Origin of the sequence: Enterobacter cloacae complex sp. 397G4 (genome assembly GCF_050031515.1) — a bacterium.
Lineage (GTDB): Bacteria > Pseudomonadota > Gammaproteobacteria > Enterobacterales > Enterobacteriaceae > Enterobacter > Enterobacter hormaechei_C.
Map to the genome: position 1 here is coordinate 1,060,568 of NZ_JBLGWE010000001.1, position 15,434 is coordinate 1,076,001.

A 15,434-nucleotide genomic window follows, 5' to 3' on the forward strand; every position below is an offset into this window, starting at 1 on the left:
GCATAAATGGGATGAGACAAAGTCTGGAGTGACTAAGACTTTTTCCTGGTCAGCGCGGCGTTTGTTGCAAATTTGTGGGCAGGTTAACAATTACGCGCGTCCCGAGACGGGATTCCAGCGTCAGTTCGCCGCCGAGCGCCGAGACGCGTTCGCGCATGCCCTGAATGCCGAAGCCGGGCTGCTGCTGCGGGCTGATGCCGCTGCCGTTATCGTGCACCTCGAGGTAGAGCCGCGCGTGACGCTGGCAGAGCAAAATCGTGACTTCGCTGGCGTTGGCGTGTTTGCAGACGTTGTTGAGCAGCTCCTGGAGCAGGCGATACAGGGTAAAGACCAGCGTTTCGCTTTCCGGCGGCGTGGGAAGCCGGTAGTCAAAACGGCAGCGGATCCCGCGTTCAGCAAAGGCGAACTCGTTGACAAGGTGGTGCAGAGCCTCCTGGAGCGACAGCTCGTCCAGCACGGGTGGGCGGAGCTGGCGCAACAGCTGGCGCGTGGAGTGGTGAATACGCCGCGCGAGGTCGTTGATCTGTCCGGCGGCCTCAATGACGAGCGGCGTATCGCTCGCCCGCTTCACCAGCTGAGACTGGATCTGGATAGCGGTGATGTTCTGGCCGATTTCGTCGTGAAGCTCGCGCGCCAGCTGCTTGCGGGTGTCCTCTTCGGAATGGATCAGCTTTTCCGCCAGCGCCCGTCTGGCCTGAAGTTCACTCTCAAGCCGATGGCGATAGCGTTCGAGGTTCATCGCCAGATGCTGCTGGCGGCTGATGGCGATCCCCAGGCCAATCCCCAGCAGCGACTGGGTAGAGAGAAAAATTTCCAGTTCGAGAAGGTCGCTAAACCCGACGCCCACCTGGCGGGCAATGGTGATCATCATGCTGCCGAGCAGCCCGGAAAGGACACCGCCCTGCCAGCCGAATTTCCACGCCATCACCACGTTGGGCAGGAACACGACAATCAGCAGCAGCCGCTCCAGCGCCGGGGAGAGCACCATCTGCGTGCCAATGCCGATAATGAAAAACAGGCTGCACCAGATAATCAGCGAGGTGCGCAGCGGCGGATTGCTGGTGTCCAGCCCCAGCAGGTGGTAACGATGCTGCTGGCGTAAAAATTCGAAGACCAGATAGACGAACGGCGTAAGCAGTACGCCACCGGTAAAGGAGCCGAGCAAAAGCAGCGTGGCCGGGCTGTCCAGAAAGGGCGACAGGAGCAAGGTTTGCAGCAGGGCATTCACCGTCACCGCCGCAATCAGCGTCGACAGCCGCTGCCAGTAGAGCGGGAAGCGATGCCAGTACTGCTGCGCCAGCCAGGCGCTGACGATGCCGATAAGCGGCACGGCCAGCATCAGATAACGCGTGAGGAGCTGCTCACCGTGCAGCCACAGAATGGCGGCAAGGGGGGGGAGAATTAATGCAGGCCAGTAGCGGCGTGAAAGTAAAATCATCAGCGCCAGCCACACGCCCTGCGGCAGAAACAGCACCGCCTGCTGGCCGTTGTGGGTAAGGTAGAAGCTCAGCGTCCACAGCATCAGCCAGCCGGTTCCCCAGGCCAGCATAATGAACAGGGACAGGATCAGATGCCGGACAGCGCGCCGCATCAGTGGCCCGTGAGCAGTTGGTTATCAAGCGCGAAGTGCACCAGGTCGATGGTGCTGCTGCACTGAAGCTTGCCCAGCACGTTGGCGCGATGGACATGAACGGTTTTATGGCTCAGCGAAAGCGTATAGGCAATCTCCTTCACGCTTTCGCCTTTCACCAGCAGCTCAAACACTTCGCGCTCGCGCGGAGTGAGCGCCTCAAGCACTTTTGGCATCGGCTCGCCGCCGCGCAGCGCTTTTACCGCATCAGCACACAGGTAATGCCCGCCCATGCCGACGGCGCGCACGGCCTGCACCAGCTCCTCCGGGCCGCAGCGCTTGGTCAGATAGCCGCTGGCGCCCGCGTCGAGGGCACTTTGTACAAAGGCGGGTGTGTCGTAGATGCTCAGGATGATGGCGCGAAACGTCGGCCGCTGCTGGCGCAGGCGCTTGAGCAGGCTAAGACCGTTTTCGTCCGGCATCGCGACGTCCATCACCGCCACGTCGATATCGTTGCGCGACAGGGCGGGCCACGCCTCCGCCGCGCTGCTAAACTGGCCCTCAACGATCACATCCTCTTCCAGATTTAACAGCTGGGCGAAACCGGAACGCACCACCACGTGATCGTCCACCAGCACCACTTTAATCATCTCGACACCTTTTGCTCATTCGTTGACCTATGATGCCCGTTGCCGGCGGGCTGGCAATCCTGCGGCTGCGGTTATGTAACCGATGTAACAAAATTGCAATAAAGCCACAGCCCACTTTTTAACTATCCTTTGCCGGTTTTTTTCTAAAAACGATTCGGAATGAGCGATGCCTTTTTATTCCTTTATCAAAATTCCCGCGCCGGAAATACTGCCCTCATAACAACAAGGGGAGCAGGCATTATGGCAATTTCATCGCGAATCACATTACTCGGCGCACTGGCGCTGTGGGCTTTTCAGGCGCAGGCGGTGGACGTCACCGTCGCGTATCAGACTTCCGCTGAGCCGGCGAAAGTCGCGCAGGCGGATAACACCTTTGCCAAAGCGAGCGGGGCGAATGTCGACTGGCGCAAGTTCGACAGCGGCGCGGCGATTGTGCGGGCGTTAGCCTCGGGCGACGTGCAGATTGGCAACCTGGGCTCCAGCCCGCTGGCGGTGGCCGCCAGCCAGCAGGTGCCGATTGAAGTCTTCCTGCTGGCGTCGCAGCTCGGAAATTCCGAAGCGCTGGTGGTGAAGAAAAGCATCACGAAACCCGAAGATTTGATCGGCAAACGCATCGCGGTGCCGTTTATCTCCACCACGCATTACAGCCTGCTGGCAGCGCTGAAACACTGGGGCATTAAGCCGGGCCAGGTGCAGATCATCAACCTGCAACCTCCGGCGATTATTGCCGCCTGGCAGCGTGGCGACATCGATGGAGCATACGTCTGGGCGCCCGCCGTCAACGAGCTGGAAAAAGAGGGCACCGTGCTGACCGACTCCGAAAAAGTGGGGCAGTGGGGCGCGCCAACCCTTGACGTCTGGGTCGTACGGAAGGACTTTGCCGAGAAACACCCTGAAGTGGTGAAAGCCTTCGCCAAAAGCGCCATCGACGCACAGCAGCCATACATCAGCAACCCGGATGAATGGCTGAAACATCCCGCCAACCTGGAGAAGCTCTCACGTCTGAGCGGCGTGCCGGAAGCTGACGTGCCGGGGCTGGTAAAAGGCAACACCTATCTGACGCCTGCGCAGCAGGTCCAGCAGTTGAACGGGCCGGTGAGCAAAGCGATTGTCGACACTGCCACGTTCCTGAAAGAGCAGGGCAAAGTGCCTGCGGTGGCGGCGGATTACAGCCAGTTCGTGACCGATCGCTTTGTGAAATAAGGGGGCTGCAATGCTGAACATTACAAACCTGTCTGCCGATTACGGCGGCAAACCCGCCCTGGAAGAGATCAACCTGACGCTGGACAGCGGTGAACTGCTGGTGGTGCTGGGGCCGTCCGGCTGCGGGAAAACGACGCTGCTGAACCTGATCGCGGGGTTTGTACCGTATCAGCACGGCACGATCCAGCTGGAAGGAAAACGGGTAACGGGGCCGGGCGCAGAGCGCGGCGTGGTCTTTCAGAATGAAGGATTACTCCCGTGGCGAAACGTTCAGGAAAACGTTGCGTTTGGTCTGCAACTGGCAGGTGTAGCGCGTGAACAGCGCCTGAATACGGCGCGCGATATGCTGAAAAAGGTCGGGCTGGAGGGGGCTGAAAAACGCTTTATCTGGCAGCTTTCAGGCGGGCAGCGTCAGCGCGTCGGGATCGCCCGCGCGCTGGCGGCTAACCCACAGCTGCTGTTGCTGGACGAACCTTTCGGGGCGCTGGATGCCTTCACCCGCGAGCAGATGCAAACCCTGCTGCTGCGCCTGTGGCACGAAACCGGCAAGCAGGTGCTGTTAATCACCCACGATATCGAAGAGGCCGTGTTTATGGCGACGGAGCTGGTGCTGCTCTCACCGGGGCCGGGACGCGTGCTGGAGCGCCTGCCGCTTGAGTTTGCCCGCCGCTATGTGGCGGGAGAGCCGGTACGCAGCATCAAATCCGATCCGCTGTTTATTGAACAGCGTGAATACGTCTTAAGCCGCGTGTTTGAGCAACGGGAGGCGTTCTCATGAGCATTGTTTTCAGTGAAAAAACGCGGCGGACGCGCCTTGCCTTACGCTGGCCGTTCTCTCGCCAGCTCACCTTAAGCCTCAGCACGCTGGTGGTGCTGCTGGCGGTATGGTGGGCGGTTGCCGCGCAGCAGTGGGTCAGCCCGCTGTTTCTGCCCCCGCCAGGCCAGGTTCTGGAAAAACTAATTACTATCGCCGGGCCGCAGGGCTTTATGGATGCCACGCTCTGGCAGCATTTAGGCGCCAGTCTGATGCGTATTCTGGTGGCGCTGCTGGCGGCGGTCATTATTGGCGTTCCGGTGGGGATCGCGATGGGACTGAGCCCGACGGTACGCGGCATTCTCGACCCGCTGATAGAGCTTTACCGTCCCGTCCCGCCGCTGGCTTACCTGCCCCTGATGGTGATCTGGTTTGGCATCGGCGAGACGTCAAAGATCTTACTGATATACCTGGCGATATTTGCGCCGGTAGCCATGTCGGCCCTGGCTGGCGTAAAAAGTGCGCAGCAGGTACGCATACGTGCGGCGCAGTCGCTCGGCGCCAGCCGCGCGCAGATACTGCTGTTCGTCATTTTACCAGGCGCGCTGCCGGAGATACTGACCGGGCTGCGCATCGGCCTTGGGGTGGGCTGGTCTACGCTGGTGGCGGCAGAGCTGATAGCCGCCACGCGCGGCCTTGGGTTTATGGTGCAGTCGGCGGGAGAGTTCCTGGCGACTGACGTGGTACTGGCAGGGATCGCGGTGATCGCCGCGATTGCCTTTGGATTAGAACTGGGACTGCGCGCGCTACAGCGTCGCCTGACGCCCTGGCATGGAGAAATACAATGAGTGAACGACTGACCATTACCCCGCTGGGGCCATATATTGGCGCGCAGGTGTCGGGCCTGGACGTAACCCGTCCGCTGAGCGATAACCAGTTTGAGCAGCTGTACCACGCGGTGCTGCGTCATCAGGTGGTGTTCCTGCGCGAACAGGCCATTACCCCACAGCAGCAGCGCGCGCTGGCCCTGCGTTTTGGCGACCTGCATATCCACCCGGTCTACCCGCATGCGGAAGGGGTGGAGGAAATTATCGTGCTGGACACCCATAACGATAACCCGCCCGATAATGACAACTGGCACACGGACGTTACCTTTATCGGCACACCGCCAGCCGGGGCGATTCTGGCAGCAAAACAGCTGCCGGAGACGGGTGGGGATACGCTGTGGGCCAGCGGGATTGCCGCGTTTGAGGCGCTCTCCGCGCCGCTCCAGACTCTGCTGAGCGGCCTGCGGGCGGAGCATGACTTCAAAAAATCGTTCCCGGAGTACAAGTACCGCAAAAGCGAAGAGGAGCACCAGCGCTGGCTGGATGCGGTCGCAAAACATCCCCCGCTGCTGCACCCGGTGGTGCGTACCCATCCGGTGACCGGAAAGCAGGCGCTGTTTGTGAATGAAGGGTTTACCACGCGTATCGTGGACGTAGCGGAAAAAGAGAGTGAGGCGCTGCTCGGCTTCCTGTTCGCGCACATCACCAAACCGGAGTTCCAGGTGCGCTGGCGCTGGCAGGAGAACGATCTGGCGATCTGGGATAACCGCGTCACGCAGCATTACGCCAATGCGGATTACCTGCCGCAGCGAAGGATTATGCAGCGGGCGACGATCCTGGGGGATAAACCGTTTTACCGTGCGCCTTGATTGCCGGGTGGCGGCGTTGCCTTACCCGGCCTACGTTTAATTGTAGGCCCGGTAAGCGCAGCGCCACCGGGCAACGGAGCTAGAGGTGTGCTTCTATATACCGCTGATAGCGGTTTGCCTTCAGATAACACAGATCCACCAGCACCAGCCCGTCGATACAGTTATTGAACGCCGGATCGCTGCCGAAATCGATAAACTGCACGCCGCCGGGTTCGCATAGCTCGGAATACTGTTTGTAGAGCGGCGGGATGCCGCAACCCAGGTTGCCGAGCAGGGATTTCAGCTTTGTCAGGTCATCCACGTAATCCACTCCGCCAAACTGTGCCAGCACGTCCGGAAGTGAGGCCGGGTAGGGTTGACGCGAGGCGGCTAAGGGATGGCTGGCCGGAAACCAGAGACGATAAAACGCCACCAGCAGATCCCGTGCGGCAGGCGGTAAGCCGCCGGAGATGGAGACCGGGCCAAACAGGTAACGGTAATGGGGATAGCGTGCCAGATAGGCGCCAATGCCTGACCACAGATAGTCCAGACCGCGACGCCCCCAGTAGCGCGGCTGTATAAAGCTGCGCCCCAGCTCAATGCCGTGCTCCAGTATGTCCTGCATTTTTTCGTCGTAGTGGAACAGGCTGTAACTGTACAACCCCTCGACGCCGCGCTTTTCCACCTGCATGGCCGTTGGCATAAAGCGGTACGCGCCGACAATTTCCAGGTCATCGTCATCCCACAGAATGAGGTGCAGATAGTCATCATCGTAGCTGCCCGTATCCCGGCGCTTCCCGCTGCCTTCCTCCACGGCACGAAAGGCAATCTCGCGCAGCCGCCCCAGCTCGCGCAGCAGAGGCGCCTCTTCCTGCCCGTTGCGCTGCCAAAGATAGATGGCCTTACCATCGCTGGTTTTGCCCAGACACTCGGCCTGCGCCAGTTCGCGCTTCAGCGTGGCCCTGTCTTCCGGGCGGGCAATGGCGCACTGGGTTTTAAAGACGCCAGGCAATCCCTTGCCAAGACGTATCACGTGCTGACGACACTGCTCGGCCATCTCACGCGATGAAAGGGTAGAACTAAACCGGTCATTCCAGGCAATCTGCTGGCCGATTTTGATCGGCAGCTGACTGTGACGGCGGCGAAACATCTGTTGCATCAGCAGCAGCATGGATACCGTTGGCGAGACCAGGGTACTGGCATAAAACAGCAGGCTGTTGTGCGCCTGGATATGTACCGGGAGTAGCGGCACCCGTAGTTTGCCGGCCAGCTTGATAAAGCCCGGATGCCATTTTTTATCGCGGATGCCTTTGCGCGTTGGGCGGGAAACTTCGCCCGCCGGAAAGAAGATCAGCACGCCGGCGTTTTGCAGGTGCTGCTCCATCTGTATCAGCGAGGCTTTTGCGGTTCTGCCGCCCATATTATCTACGGGAATAAACAATGAACTGAGGGGCTCAAGGTGGGACAGCATCCTGTTGGTAACAACCCTCACGTCGCGTCGCACGCGGGAAACGGCATACAGCAGCGCCAGCCCATCCAGGGTGCCGGTGGGGTGGTTCGCTATCACAATGAGTGGGCCGTGTTCGGGGATTTGTTCGAGGTCGCGGGCGGAAACGGAGCAGTGAATATCAAGGTGTTCCAGAACCTGCTCCACCATATCCAGCCCTTTCAGGTGACGGTGGCTGGCGGCAAACTGCTGAAATTCGTCTTCGTGAAGCAGTCTTTTTAACAGACTTTTTTGCCAGGGTGCGGGCCTCGCCTGAGGCCAAAGGTCATCAAGAACGCTGTCGAGACTAAACATTGATCACTCCTCCTGCCGTCTTGCCCAGACAGTAGAAGGAGGAGATGTCGTTTGTATTGCAGTTTGGTGAAGATTAGTGCAGAGAGCAGGCCGGGTAAGGCGAAGTCGTTACCCGGCGCTAAAGCGGATTAACGCAGAATTTTCTTCTCAGCCAGATCCAGCGCGAAATAGCTGAAGATCAGATCCGCGCCCGCGCGTTTGATCGCCCCCAGGCTTTCGAGGATCACTTTCTCTTCGTCGATGGCACCCGCCTGCGCGGCGAATTTGATCATCGCGTACTCGCCGCTCACCTGGTAGGCGCCCAGCGGCAGTTCGGTGCGTTCGCGAATGTCGCGCAGGATATCCAGGTATGCGCCAGCAGGTTTCACCATCAGGCAGTCAGCGCCCTGGGCTTCATCCAGCAGAGACTCACGAATCGCTTCGCGGCGGTTCAGCGGGTTCATCTGATAGGTTTTACGATCGCCTTTCAGCGCCGTGCCGGCTGCTTCACGGAACGGGCCGTAGAAAGAGGAGGCAAATTTGGTGGAATAGGACATGATGGCGGTGTCGGTGAAGCCCGCAGCGTCCAGCGCCTGACGGATCGCCTGTACCTGCCCATCCATTGCCGCAGAAGGCGCAATGAAATCCGCACCCGCAGCGGCGGCAACTACCGCCTGCTTGCCCAGATTCAGCAGGGTCGCATCGTTGTCCACGCCGTGATCGCACAGCACACCACAGTGGCCATGAGAGGTGTATTCGCAGAAGCAGGTATCGGACATGACGATCATCTCCGGCACACTCTCTTTGCAGATGCGCGACATGCGGGCGACGAGGCCGTCTTCTTTCCAGGCATCGCTGCCGGTCGCGTCAGTGTGGTGGGAGATACCGAACGTCATTACCGAGCGGATGCCCGCATTCGCAATGCGTTCGATCTCGCGGGCCAGATGCTTTTCAGGAATGCGCATCACGCCCGGCATCGCGTCGATGGCTTTGTAGTCATCGATCTCTTCTTCAACAAAAATCGGCAACACCAGATCGTTTAAGGTCAGTGTTGTCTCTTCAAACATGGCGCGCAGTGCGGGAGACTTGCGCAGGCGACGGGGACGTGCAATTAAATCGGTCATGGTATGCCTGATGTTTGTGGAACAAAGAGGTATAGTGTACCTGAAAGCAGGGAGCGGTGTTTTACTAAAGTTGTCTTTTAGATTTTCGAAATCGACTAATATTCGCTGTATGTATTTTGTCTATATTATAAAACTTATTCTGGTGTTCAGCGTGGTGTTTAATATTGGTGAGGTTTCTATATTGGTTCGGGATTATAAATATAAATGATTTATTGCTTTTTATTATATGTGCCGAAGCAACTAAAGTAGTTTGCAATCAGTTGAATTTATAATATTTATTCATAATGATTGATATTCCCATGGGTTTATAAGCTTATTTGTCTGAATACGGACTTAATGGAATCATTCATTGAACCTTTTCGAAGTGAAACTGCATAATTCCTTCCGCAATTTAATGTTGCTAAATGATTTGATGGACAAACTTGCTTACGTCCCTGAGGAGGGATGACCCAATGCAAACATGGAAAAAGAAACTGGTTGTATCACAACTTGCATTAGCCTGCACACTGGCTATCGCTTCTCAGGCCAATGCGAAAGATATATCCGGCACAACATATAATACTTTTGGCTATGACAATACCGCGTCCACGCCCTGGTATTATGGTTATGCTGACTGGGATTATTCAGATGCCACACATGATGGTGACATTTATCCAGTCATCAATAAATCAACCGTAAACGGAGTTATTTCGACATACTATCTGGATGATGGTGTCAATGGCCGTGCGAACGCGTTGAGTATTTCTAACAGCACCATTAACGGCATGATCACGTCAGAGTGTATGACCACGACGTGTGCAGATGGCGTGGATACTGACGGTACCACTCATACCCAGTATGATCGTTTTAGCCTGACTGTTGATAACTCCACCATCAACGATACCTACGAGCATTACGCCTACGATGTCGTCAATGGTGAAACCACTGAAACGCATTATCTGGACACCTATGGTCTGGGTAACGCGATCACGCTGGACGTTGAATCTGATATCGTTATTCAGAACAACTCCCATATCGCGGGCATCACGCTGACGCAGGGTTATCAGGAGCTGGATAACACGCCATACGACGGTGTTGAAGGGGTTGCTAACAGCAGCAATATCTTTACCGATACGCTGGTGGTGAAAGATTCTGTGCTGACCTCTGGTGCGTACAGCGATCTGGGTACCAGTGGCTTCTACGGTCAAACGGCGAAGCCGAGCGACTACGGTGAAACCAACGCCACGGCTGCGGATGATGCGGCGCTGATCGTTGTTGCTGGCGCGTCTGATAACGCTATGCAGACCACCGCTACCTTCGATCACTCTACCATTACCGGCGACATCCTTTTCGCCAGCACCTTTGATAACAACTTCTACGAGAATGGCGATCCGGTAACGGATACCACCGATGACGGCGTCTATAACCCAACTACCAACGGCTGGGATGATACCGACAAGCTGGATGTCACGCTGACCAACGGCAGTAAATGGGTTGGCGCCGCGCAGTCCAGCGTTGAAGCCATCGGCACGGCGCAGATGTATGGTGAAGGCTACAGCGATGTAGACTGGCACACGCTTTCTCCAAACAGCATCTGGCCTGATTCTACCTTTGACAGCAACGGTCATGTTGCAGGTGAAGAAGTTTATCAGAGCGGCCTGTTCAACGTGGCGCTGGATAACGGTTCCGAGTGGGATACCCGTAAGATCTCCAACATCGACGCGCTGACGGTGAACAACCAGTCTCAGGTCAATGTTGAAAACTCCGGCCTGCTGGCAGATTCCATCACCCTGACCAATGCGTCTAGCCTGAATATTGGCGACAGCGGTGGTGTGGCTACCGACAGCCTGTATCTGGATAGCTACAGCCGTGCTGCACTCACTGAAGAGACAGCTGAGCTGTATGCCAACACCATTACCGTGGACAACGGTGCAGAGCTGGCGCTGGGTCTGGGTCAGGTTGATACGCACAATATGGTGCTGACCGATGGTGGTGTGCTTAACGTTGCCAGCCGTGATTATGTGCTGAACAGCGACCTGAACAACGCACGCTATATCACCAACGATCGCTCTAAAGCGGACTACGACTATGGTGTTGTCGCGCTGAACTCTGACGGCCATCTGGCGGTGAACGGTGACGTTGCCGGAAACTATAAAGTGCGCATCGACGATGCGACCGGCGCAGGCTCCGTAGCTGACTACGAAAACAAAGAGATCGTTCGCGTCTATGACAATAACGCGGATACCGCTGCCAGCTTTACTGCGGCAAACAAAGCTGATTTAGGTGCATACACCTATCAGGCGCAGCAGAAGGGCGACACCGTTGTTCTCCAGCAGGAAGAGCTGACTGACTACGCCAACATGGCGCTGAGCATTCCTTCTGCTAATACCAACATCTGGAATCTGCAACAGGATACCGTGGGTACCCGTCTGACCAACAGCCGTCATGGCCTGGCAGATAACGGCGGCGCATGGGTGAGCTATTTCGGCGGCAACTTTGACGCGGATAATGGCACCGTTAGCTACGATCAGGACGTAAGCGGCATTATGGTAGGTCTGGATACTCAGATCGACGGTAATAACGCGAAGTGGATTGTCGGTGGTGCGGCTGGTTTCGCAAAGGGTGATATCAGCGATCGTACTGGTCAGGTCGATCAGGACAGCCAGACTGCGATGATCTACGCGTCGGCGAAGTTCATGAACGACATCTTCCTCGACAGCTCCCTGAGCTACACCCGCTTCAACAACGACCTCTCTGCTACCATGAGCAACGGTCAGTATGTTGACGGTAATACCACGACTGACGCCGTTGGTTTCGGGATGAAACTGGGCTATGACTGGAAACCAAACCTGTCTGGCTACGTCACGCCTTACGCGGCGATCTCTGGCCTGTTCCAGTCCGGTGATGACTACCAGTTAAGCAACGACATGCGTATCGATGGTCAGTCTTACGACAGTATGCGTTATGAACTCGGCGTGGATGCAGGTTATACCTTCAACTAAGGCGGCGAGCAGGCATTAACGCCTTACTTCAAACTGGCTTACGTGTATGACGATGCCGACAACAATGCTGATATCAACAATGACAGCATTGATAACGGCGTGGAAGGCTCTGCGGTTCGCGTGGGACTGGGCACTCAGTTCAGCTTCACGAAAAACTTCAGTGCTTACACTGATGCGACTTATCTGGGCGGCGGCGACGTTGACCAGAACTGGGGAGCAAACCTGGGTGTGAAATATACCTGGTAAGAGAAAAGCGCGGGGGATTTTTCCCCCGCTTTTTTATGTGCTTTAAAAATAATAAAGAACCGACAGATACAGATGACTTGAGGTATGCATGAACGTTAATGCGAAACCACTTTCTGAATTAAGCCGGCTCATAAAGTGTCTGGAAGTCGCCGGTACCCCATTTAAGATCGAACCACAACAATTAATAACTACCGGCAATAATGATGATGAACCATTGACCGTTGTCATACAATCCGGCCTGACGGCCGTCCACCGTAAATCAGACGAATTACTTATGGGTATTGCGCGGGCACCGTATATCCACGGTTTAAGCGCATGGATAAATGAAAACTATCTTGAATATTCTTTGATGGCACAGACGCCTTGTACCGGATTTTATTTACCGGCATCTGACGCGTACCAGCTTATTCAGGACGCGCAACTTTGGCAAGAGGCTTTCTGCTGGCTGTCATGGCTTAACCATTTATTGGGAAAACGTGACATGCAGTTGGTCGGAAATAATTCCTATAGCCAAATCCGGGCGATGCTGATCAATATGGCCGAGTGGGATGACACGCTACGTTCAAAAATTGGTGTTATGAATCATATTCAGCGTAGCACTCGTATTTCTCGTTCGGTCGTTGCTGAGGTTCTGGCGGCGCTGCGACAGGGGAACTACATCAATATGAGCCGGGGCAAACTGATCAGTATCAACCGTTTGCCCACGGACTATTGAGATCAGTTAGAGGCCGTAAGCACCTGCGCTTTATTGGCGCTCAGCTCGGCCACCAGGTTATTTATGCCATCACTCATATTCACGAAGCGTGTATTTGGCGACCGGGTGACCACCACAAAAGCGCCTACGTTTGATTGCGGAATCATCGCCATGTAGGTGATGAATCCGCCACCTCCACCGGTTTTTTGAATAATCCCAGGTCGGCCATCTTTTGGCGCCATATACACCCAGCCCATGCCGAGGGCATCGGCTTTACCTGGAACATCCATGCCAATGACGCGTCGTAGCTGAGCACGCTGGTAGATGAGCGTCTGCATTCGGTCGGCCTGATTGCTACGCGCGTAAAAATCCGATGAGAGGAACTGTTGCATCCAGCGCATCATGTCGCCAGGCGTAGAGTAAACGCCACCGCTGCCAATGGCAGCCAGCGTGTTATTGCACGGGCTGGCCCCTTTTTCCGCCACCATCAGACGCTTGCACTGGTCCGGGGAAGGGGTGTAAGTGGTATCTTTCATCCCGAGCGGACGCGTGATCTGCTCTTCAAACAGTTGAGGGTAAGGCTTACCCGACGCCGTCGCTAAAGCGTCGGCCAGCAGATCAAACGCCAGGTTAGAATAGCCGGCCTGCGAGCCCGGGGCCGATTTCAGGGTTGCTGTGCTCAGGTAGTTCCAGCGTTGCTCGCGGGTTGGCCAGACAAAGACAGGGCGATGCGCAGCGCCACCGGGCTGTTCTCGCGGCAGGGCGCTGGTATGGGTCGCCAGATTCACCAGTCTGATCGGCGTTCCCTGATATGTCGGAACGCGAGCGCCGGGCGGTGCATATTTGCTGAGCGGATCGTCGAGTTTCACCACGCCCTGATCGAGCAGTTTCACCAGCATTTCGCTGGTCATCAGCTTGGTTATCGATGCGACACGGATAACGGAATCCAGCTGCGGACGAACGTTATTTCCCGGTCGTGTTTCACCGAAGCTGCGAAACACCCGCTGGTTACCGTCGATCACGACCAGCGCCATTCCCGTCGCACCGCTGCCGTAATAAATAAGGTTCGCGTAGCGATCGGCAATGTCAGAGGCCAGAACCGGGGCCGTCAGAGGCTGTGCTGCCTGGGCGGTGGACAGGCTCACCGCACACAGCGCGGCGATAGAGAGCAGACAACGTTTCAACGAAAAGCATCCATCAAGTGAATAAGGAAAGTTACGGGTAGTTATACTACTAATCGGCGTCGGGCAATGGCCCGATTTGCATAACGATAGCGAGAAAAACGTAACCGTGGGTAAATTTGAACAATTTACTTGCGGCGTGGCTCCCATTTTGTGACATCGACCGTATGATAGACGCTACGATCGCTGTTGCGAATGAAACGCACCGAAACAATTCCTGAAAACTGTGAAGCGAACTAATAATTCACCCGCAGGTCTCACTTTTTTGCCTGAGCCGGGAGTCTGGCACAGGCAAGGTTTCGTGTGGCGATATGTTGAACACAGCAACAGCCATAACAACAAGAAGGAAGCACAATGTTTAAGTCTTTTTTCCCAAAGCCGGGGCCCTTTTTCCTGTCGGCATTTATTTGGGCACTGCTGGCTGTCATTTTCTGGCAGGCCGGTGGCGGCGCGTGGCTGACCCGTCTTACGGGGGCAACAGGCGACATTCCCATTAGCGCAGCGCGCTTCTGGTCCATGAGCTATCTGCTTTTCTACGCTTATTACGTGCTCTGCGTAGGGCTTTTTGCCATGTTCTGGTTCGTCTATTCTCCTCACCGCTGGCAATACTGGTCGATTCTCGGCACGTCGTTAATCATCTTTGTCACCTGGTTCCTGGTGGAGGTGGGCGTAGCGGTCAACGCCTGGTATGCGCCGTTTTACGATCTGATCCAGACGGCGCTGAGTTCGCCGCATAAAGTGACCATTAACCAGTTCTACCATGAGGTGGGGATCTTCCTCGGCATCGCCCTTATCGCCGTGGTGATTGGCGTGATGAATAACTTTTTCGTCAGCCACTATGTGTTCCGCTGGCGTACCGCGATGAACGAACACTATATGGCGCACTGGCAGCACCTGCGGCATATCGAAGGTGCCGCACAGCGTGTGCAGGAAGACACCATGCGTTTTGCCTCTACTCTGGAAGATATGGGCGTGAGCTTTATCAACGCCATCATGACGCTGATCGCCTTCCTGCCGGTGCTGGTGACGCTCTCGTCGCACGTTCCGGAGCTGCCGATTGTCGGCCATCTGCCATACGGCCTGGTGATTGCTGCGATTGTCTGGTCGCTGATGGGAACGGGGCTGCTGGCGGTGGTGGGGATCAAGCTGCCGGGGCTGGAGTTTAAAAACCAGCGCGTGGAAGCGGCCTACCGTAAAGAACTGGTGTATGGCGAAGACGATGCCAACCGTGCGTCACCGCCTACCGTGCGTGAGCTGTTTGGCGCCGTACGTCGTAACTATTTCCGCCTCTATTTCCATTACATGTATTTCAATATCGCGCGCATTCTTTATCTTCAGGTTGATAACGTTTTCGGGTTGTTCCTGCTGTTCCCGTCCATCGTTGCGGGTACGATTACGCTCGGTCTGATGACCCAAATCACCAACGTCTTTGGTCAGGTTCGCGGTTCGTTCCAGTATCTGATCAGCTCCTGGACTACGCTGGTGGAACTGATGTCCATCTACAAACGTTTACGCAGTTTCGAGCGTGAGCTGGACGATAAGGACGTGCAGGAAGTCACCCATACATTAGGTTAAA

11 protein-coding genes and 1 pseudogene are annotated in these 15,434 nt (G+C 56.1%); 7 read left to right on the forward strand and 5 right to left on the reverse strand.

Translation table 11 applies throughout. From position 1 onward, the window contains the following. Positions 1-49: 49 nt before the first annotated feature. Together ACQG1Y_RS05045 and ACQG1Y_RS05050 are read right to left on the reverse strand one after the other, a co-directional pair. Positions 50-1,591, reverse strand: coding sequence for an MASE1 domain-containing sensor histidine kinase (locus ACQG1Y_RS05045; RefSeq protein ID WP_047735174.1), 1,542 nt, complete (start codon positions 1,589-1,591; stop codon positions 50-52). Beyond that, on the reverse strand, positions 1,591-2,220 hold the full coding sequence (locus tag ACQG1Y_RS05050) for a response regulator transcription factor (RefSeq protein WP_010427966.1): 630 nt from the start codon (positions 2,218-2,220) through the stop codon (positions 1,591-1,593). The genes ACQG1Y_RS05045 and ACQG1Y_RS05050 overlap by 1 nt, the downstream gene beginning before the upstream one ends. Positions 2,221-2,460: 240 nt before the next feature. Here ACQG1Y_RS05050 and tauA point away from each other — a divergent pair, with 240 nt between their 5' ends. Genes tauA through tauD form a run of 4 tightly spaced genes read left to right on the forward strand, consistent with a single transcriptional unit; the run spans position 2,461 to position 5,873 of the window. Beyond that, complete coding sequence (tauA, locus tag ACQG1Y_RS05055; protein ID WP_017383142.1) at positions 2,461-3,423, forward strand: taurine ABC transporter substrate-binding protein; 963 nt, start codon at positions 2,461-2,463, stop codon at positions 3,421-3,423. A gap of 10 nt (positions 3,424-3,433) precedes the next feature. Continuing rightward, positions 3,434-4,201 (forward strand): taurine ABC transporter ATP-binding subunit, encoded by a 768-nt coding sequence (gene tauB / locus ACQG1Y_RS05060; protein WP_015571326.1) that lies wholly within the window; start codon positions 3,434-3,436, stop codon positions 4,199-4,201. Next, complete coding sequence (gene tauC, locus ACQG1Y_RS05065; RefSeq protein WP_017383144.1) at positions 4,198-5,025, forward strand: taurine ABC transporter permease TauC; 828 nt, start codon at positions 4,198-4,200, stop codon at positions 5,023-5,025. The genes tauB and tauC overlap by 4 nt, the downstream gene beginning before the upstream one ends. Beyond that, positions 5,022-5,873: a taurine dioxygenase gene (gene tauD / locus ACQG1Y_RS05070; protein WP_033487708.1), complete on the forward strand. Its 852-nt coding sequence runs from the start codon at positions 5,022-5,024 to the stop codon at positions 5,871-5,873. The genes tauC and tauD overlap by 4 nt, the downstream gene beginning before the upstream one ends. Positions 5,874-5,952: 79 nt before the next feature. Here tauD and ACQG1Y_RS05075 read toward each other — a convergent pair whose 3' ends face one another. Beyond that, complete coding sequence (locus ACQG1Y_RS05075) at positions 5,953-7,653, reverse strand: lysophospholipid acyltransferase family protein (RefSeq protein WP_426736690.1); 1,701 nt, start codon at positions 7,651-7,653, stop codon at positions 5,953-5,955. 128 nt (positions 7,654-7,781) lie between these two features. Then, positions 7,782-8,756, reverse strand: a complete 975-nt coding sequence (gene hemB / locus ACQG1Y_RS05080) for a porphobilinogen synthase (protein WP_015571323.1) — start codon at positions 8,754-8,756, stop codon at positions 7,782-7,784. Positions 8,757-9,208: 452 nt separating this feature from the next. Here hemB and ACQG1Y_RS05085 point away from each other — a divergent pair. Together ACQG1Y_RS05085 and ACQG1Y_RS05090 are read left to right on the forward strand one after the other, a co-directional pair. Beyond that, positions 9,209-11,983 (forward strand): annotated as a pseudogene (locus tag ACQG1Y_RS05085) (autotransporter outer membrane beta-barrel domain-containing protein). 88 nt (positions 11,984-12,071) lie between these two features. Next, on the forward strand, positions 12,072-12,698 hold the full coding sequence (locus tag ACQG1Y_RS05090; protein WP_015571320.1) for a helix-turn-helix domain-containing protein: 627 nt from the start codon (positions 12,072-12,074) through the stop codon (positions 12,696-12,698). Positions 12,699-12,700: 2 nt separating this feature from the next. Here the strand turns inward: ACQG1Y_RS05090 and ampH are convergent, their stop codons facing one another. Continuing rightward, positions 12,701-13,861 carry a D-alanyl-D-alanine-carboxypeptidase/endopeptidase AmpH gene (ampH, locus tag ACQG1Y_RS05095; RefSeq protein ID WP_045339045.1) on the reverse strand — a complete coding sequence of 387 codons (1,161 nt, stop codon included), beginning with the start codon at positions 13,859-13,861 and terminating at the stop codon, positions 12,701-12,703. Positions 13,862-14,212: 351 nt separating this feature from the next. On the opposite strand from ampH, the gene sbmA reads away from it, so the two are divergent. Next, positions 14,213-15,433, forward strand: coding sequence for a peptide antibiotic transporter SbmA (sbmA, locus tag ACQG1Y_RS05100; protein ID WP_003859162.1), 1,221 nt, complete (start codon positions 14,213-14,215; stop codon positions 15,431-15,433). The last annotated feature ends 1 nt before the right edge of the window (position 15,434 follow it).

Excerpts from the sequence above, each read along its gene's own strand:
- tauC (WP_017383144.1), top strand. The coding sequence starts at position 4,198 with ATGAGCATTGTTTTCAGTGAAAAAACGCGGCGGACGCGCCTTGCCTTA.
- tauD (WP_033487708.1), top strand. The coding sequence starts at position 5,022 with ATGAGTGAACGACTGACCATTACCCCGCTGGGGCCATATATTGGCGCG.
- ACQG1Y_RS05045 (WP_047735174.1), bottom strand. The coding sequence starts at position 1,591 with ATGCGGCGCGCTGTCCGGCATCTGATCCTGTCCCTGTTCATTATGCTG.
- ACQG1Y_RS05090 (WP_015571320.1), top strand. The coding sequence starts at position 12,072 with ATGAACGTTAATGCGAAACCACTTTCTGAATTAAGCCGGCTCATAAAG.
- sbmA (WP_003859162.1), top strand. The coding sequence starts at position 14,213 with ATGTTTAAGTCTTTTTTCCCAAAGCCGGGGCCCTTTTTCCTGTCGGCA.
- tauB (WP_015571326.1), top strand. The coding sequence starts at position 3,434 with ATGCTGAACATTACAAACCTGTCTGCCGATTACGGCGGCAAACCCGCC.
- tauA (WP_017383142.1), top strand. The coding sequence starts at position 2,461 with ATGGCAATTTCATCGCGAATCACATTACTCGGCGCACTGGCGCTGTGG.
- hemB (WP_015571323.1), bottom strand. The coding sequence starts at position 8,756 with ATGACCGATTTAATTGCACGTCCCCGTCGCCTGCGCAAGTCTCCCGCA.
- ACQG1Y_RS05050 (WP_010427966.1), bottom strand. The coding sequence starts at position 2,220 with ATGATTAAAGTGGTGCTGGTGGACGATCACGTGGTGGTGCGTTCCGGT.
- ACQG1Y_RS05075 (WP_426736690.1), bottom strand. The coding sequence starts at position 7,653 with ATGTTTAGTCTCGACAGCGTTCTTGATGACCTTTGGCCTCAGGCGAGG.